Genomic DNA, 4,865 nt, shown 5'->3' on the forward strand with positions numbered 1-4,865 from the left:
AGAACTGGACTTCCAGTTCGGCGCTGCGCGCTGGGTCCTTAACGTCGGGCCTGGCCTAAATCTGGGCACGACATCCTGATCGGACCGGTTGATATACATGTCCGTGAAAGCCAGTTCGTTCAGCGGGTTCTCGCTCACCGAGAAATAAATCCTTATTTAACCGAAGCTCGTACATTCATGTTGCTACGGCTTATTTGCAAGGTAAAATTCCGACCGTGGATTGCCAATCATTTGGCTTTTTGCGATAAATGCTACGCTTCGAAAATGCCGATAATAAGGAGTCTACATTTTGGCCGGATCAACAACCACTGCGGGACAGGCCGTGACCGCTTCCGATAAGTCGGTTCTCGTGAGGGGTGCGGTCGATATCGTAAGCGCGAGTCTTCTTGCTAGTCCTATGGATGCCAAGGATGTCTCAGGCTTTCTTGAGGAAGTTTTTTTCGAACTCCAATCCTTCAAGCAGAATTTCGACGAGCGGTTTTCAGATCAGGGCAGTATTCCGGATGGTTCTCTCTCGATCTCTCCGGCTGCCGCAAGGCTTCCTTCCGTTGCTCCAGCCCTGTCGGACGTGTCGTCGGCAGGCCTTTTGAGTAGCATCGACGACCAGTCGACCGCCGCGCTTCCAGTTTCCAAGGCCGAAAACTCTTCGCCCCCTACTTCTTCTCAAGTCTCCCCGGCAAAAGCTTCCAGTGGCAAGAAGGCCGTCCTCCACAAGCTCGAGAAGACGGTCGCCCGCGTGGATGACAGCATTCAGAAAAACATCCTTATATGCCTCGAGGACAACCGCAGGGTTCGGGATCTTGCCGAGCACCTCGAGAAAAAACACGGGATGACTCCTGATCAGTACCGCAAGAAGTGGGGGCTTCCGAACAGCTATCCGATGTTGCCTCCGGCCCAGATCTCAAAGAAGGGTGTTCTGTTCGACATTAACCCGAAGACGGGTGCGCTTGTAAAAACAAAGCCCTGACATTTGTTTAATTCCACGCCGGCTGAGAGCCTTCGCCTAATGACTCTTAGTCGGGGTGGGGCATGTCGAGCGTCAGCGATAATATCAAAGCCATTTTGTCCGGGATTCCCTTGGGTATTTCCGTCGAAAAGCGGATTGAGCGGCTCGCCGGCGTGGAGGCCGTTGATCGTGGCTTCGTCGCCAAACATGCTATAAGCGTCGCCAACACCGCATCGGAAATCGCTAGGAGCATCGGAATGAACGAGCGTGAGGTCGATGACCTTGCTTACGCAGTTCGTTGGCACGATCTCGGCAAACTCGCAATTCCGGACGAAATTCTGCGAAAGCCCGCACGTCTCGACGACGACGAATCCGCCATCATGAAATCCCATACCGAAGCAGGTCTGGTTCTCATAGACGGGTGCGCGCCGGGGCTGCTTCGCGATGTCGTTCTGTATCATCACGAGCGCTACGATGGAAACGGCTATAACGGCCTCAAAGGCGAGAAGATCCCGCTTCCGGCGCGCATTACCGCGATCGCCGATGTTCACGACGCCTTGATGGAAAATCGGGATTACAAGAACCCATTGACCGAGGAGTGCACGCTGGAGCTCATGACACGGGACAACCCCGGTTTCGGGCGCTACGCGTTTGACCCCTTCCTTCTTCGTAAGTTCATATCTCTTCGTCTCGACGATGCCGAACTCAGGTTTCTTCCGCACGACTTCGATTATGACCGATTGGCGGAACTGATTGGAGATATTCATCCGTACCTCTGGCTTGATTCAGCTGAACACCTGAGAGAAACTCTTAGAATCGAGTTGAAGTATGTCCGAGAGACTCTTGATATGTATCGCGAACGTCCACTAGAGTTCAGTCCGGCAGGAATGAGGATGTAGTTCATGTATATTCAGATGCCCGTGCGTTTTTCAGCCCGTGTTTTGTCTCATGGACGGCGGCGCTCCGTTGAGAAAGCGTATTCAGATTCGGTTGAGGTCGATGTTCCGGAAATTGGGCTACTGGACGCTCCTGTCGCCGTCAGCTGGGTGACCAGACACGGTGGAGCGGTGAACGGCGGATACAACACTCGTGAGGTTCTCTACTACGAGGGGCGTACTTACGGCGTTGCGCACGGGTCCAAGTCCAATCAGTCGCGCCCATTGCGTGAGCAAATCAGGATGTTGTTTGAGCAACGTTTCGGCCAGTTTTCGACGGAAGGTGCCAAGCCGTTTGGTACGGCGTCTCGATTCTTTGATGTGGTTGATTCCCGCAACATGGATCGGGTGCTTTTTAATTCGAGGCGCCTTCTGTCTGGGCTTCTCATCGTCGACAGCCAGCTTTATTCGGAAGTTGACACGCCGGTTTACATTTTGAACCGCAATGACAATTTCAATGGCGCGTTTAACTACTCTTTTGCACCCGCGAACTGTTTGAATGGTGGTGTCCAGTACCGCTATTACGCCGCCGACCAGTTTGACCAACTAATCCAGGACAATGCTCCAGAACGGCTTGGTTTCCGGTCGCGTGACAAGATGAAAGTCGAGGTTCTAATTCCCGAGGCTGTTCAATTTGATGCTCCGGCTCATGAGCTTCTGAATACTGCGGCGTATGTTCTCGGCAAGAGCCACGAAGATACGTCAACGCATGCTCTTCTCAGTGTCGACGACCCTGATCGCACTCGTTGGGATCTCTGGAATGATCTCCTTGCCGATTTCAGGCAGGCCCGTGATACGTGGGACGAGGGCGCGTTGATCGCACTATCCGACTCCTTGAGAGAATTCGTTCGTTATACGGCTCTCGACTTTCCTCTTGATTACCCGAGGTGGAGTGCCAAGGCTATTCGTGACAATATAAAACGTTGGGATGAGCGTCCGATTTCTGTTGCTCTAGACCTGCCCGCTGCTAATGAGGCTGGAAGCCCTGTCCTGTAGGGCGGGGATTGGTCACTCAGGGATTCGCTGACTGAGCGCCGTACCCCAAGTGTTCCTGTTGGACGAAACGGGAGTACCTATTGCAGATCTTGCGGGACCAAAACAAACGCGGACACGAACGCGGCCTGCAACAACTTGAGGGCCGGAACGCGGCCTGCGCCAAGTGGGAAGGTCGCCAGATCTTCTCAGCAACGCGAATCTCGCCGAGTAAGTTATCTGCTTGCACGCGTGTAAAAATCCGAGTCCTTCAGGGCCGGGAAGACGTTAGTTCGAGTTGGAGGGCGTGTCGCCGGTAATCCAGGCGATTTAGTTAGTGTCGTTCTTTCTCTGACCGTCTTCGGAGACACGCTGAAAGGGCTATTGACGGTCGGCCTTTCTATCGGCCTTTCTATTCAAACACCTCATACTGAAGGAGGTTCACGCAGGCCTGTCGCGGTAAGGATCTCCACGCGTCTTTCGACTGTGTCGATGGCGATTGTCATGCCTGGGGGGTACTTCTCGCGGGCGTTTTCCTCCCGGATGATCAGGAAGCGCTCATCGATCCCGACTACGGCGAGGTGTGACATGGCTCCGCCGTTTTCCACGATGACTCCCGCCGCATTTCGAACGCACTCGTACCAGCGCGGACCCGCGTCAGGAATGATGGCGATATGCTCCTCCGTGCATCGTTCGTATCTCGGCATCTTTGGGTGAACGGTGGTGCCGACGGCGCGCAACTTTCCGGCGACGAGAACGTTAAAGCCCGGGTTGAATGTCTCGCCTTGGATCTGATACATAAGCTGATAGGAAGCGTCCTTGAATTCCCTGTCTTCGTAAGCCTCGAGTGGAATACCGGCTCCGATCATCCAGTCGGTGTGACATGGATCGTCCCCCGACATTTTGATGCCGGAAGGACAGACGCGTTTCCATTCCGGAAGGCCCTTCTTTTTGGTTCGATGGAGAGCCCAGATCATGAGGGGAGCTAGAGGAATATCAACTTCCCCGATCTTGCCGCCAAAATCATGCCGTCGATATTCGCCATTCGCCTGCTCAATGATCTTCTCGCGCCACCGACCCAGATTCTCCTCAAGTTCCCTTTCGTCGTGCTCGAACACCGTGTAGCGGGTTGCATCTAGTGGGATGTCTGGCGTGAGGTGATGGCTGCTTTCGGACTGATGCGGAGGAACGTTGTAGAGTTTGCCATACTGTTTGCGCCATCCGCGCTCCTCGAGACCCCTTGTCTCGATAGTCTTCTTGATTGAGGCGTTTGGATTCGTGAGTGGCGACACCCACGGTGGAACATCGCGCACCTCGTGCATGAATACATAGCAGTACGTCATTCCGAACCTATGTTGGAATACAAGGTCATTGCCGCGATCATCTGCATAGTGCCAAGCGCGTTCTACGATGTTCGCTTCCCGGTTGTTTAGTCCCCAAGGGATATCCTCGTCGCCGTAGGAGGTCACCACGGCGTAAGCCCTGTAGTAGCGTCCTTCTCTAATGAGGATGTCTCCGAATTTCCAGTTGAGTTCTTCCAGATAGTCTTCGCACTCTCCGTCCTCGACCATGTCGATTTCGTTGATACCGACGAGTTTCATTTCGCCCTTCAGAATTGCGAAAACGTGGTCGTAGGATGCTCCGATCAAGCTCGCCTTCAGTCCTTCGACGGCGTCCCGCCATCTGTCATCGATAACGAGACCCCGAAAGTGATCCGTAATGAAGTCTCCGTGGACGTCGAAGTTTAGAATTCCATCTGGTGGGCATTCGTTTGTGATTTCAGACAGGTTGCTCAAGCTGACGTTCCTTCTCTGACTTCTTTCCTGTCATCAAAAAGCATTTTTGTCAACAATATAATCTCTTAGGACAGTTCGTTAGGCGGATTCGGTGGTGAATGCCATGCTTCATTGTTTCGTTGTGTTCGAAATTTCCAGTCGGCTGTTATTTCAGTTCGGCGCTGCGCGCTAGGTTTTTAACAACGTCCTGGAACTGAGACCCTCGCTCTGGAAAGA

At 53.4% G+C, this 4,865-nt stretch carries 4 protein-coding genes; 3 read left to right on the plus strand and 1 reads right to left on the minus strand.

Going from position 1 to position 4,865, the window contains the following annotated elements; translation table 11 throughout:
* Positions 1-289: 289 nt before the first annotated feature.
* The 3 genes from E1297_RS04205 to E1297_RS04215 all read left to right on the plus strand — a co-directional run bounded on the left by E1297_RS04205 (position 290) and on the right by E1297_RS04215 (position 2,877).
* A complete protein-coding gene (locus tag E1297_RS04205) occupies positions 290-967 on the plus strand; it encodes a MucR family transcriptional regulator (protein ID WP_155134279.1) in 678 nt (225 codons plus the stop codon).
* A 62-nt stretch (positions 968-1,029) separates the two neighbouring features.
* Positions 1,030-1,845 carry an HD-GYP domain-containing protein gene (locus E1297_RS04210; protein ID WP_155134282.1) on the plus strand — a complete coding sequence of 272 codons (816 nt, stop codon included), beginning with the start codon at positions 1,030-1,032 and terminating at the stop codon, positions 1,843-1,845.
* A gap of 3 nt (positions 1,846-1,848) precedes the next feature.
* On the plus strand, positions 1,849-2,877 hold the full coding sequence (locus tag E1297_RS04215) for a hypothetical protein (protein ID WP_155134285.1): 1,029 nt from the start codon (positions 1,849-1,851) through the stop codon (positions 2,875-2,877).
* 401 nt (positions 2,878-3,278) lie between these two features.
* Here the strand turns inward: E1297_RS04215 and E1297_RS04220 are convergent, their stop codons facing one another.
* A complete protein-coding gene (locus E1297_RS04220; RefSeq protein WP_155134288.1) occupies positions 3,279-4,649 on the minus strand; it encodes a PEP-utilizing enzyme in 1,371 nt (456 codons plus the stop codon).
* Positions 4,650-4,865 lie beyond the last annotated feature (216 nt).

This window comes from Roseibium sp. RKSG952 (assembly GCF_009711355.1).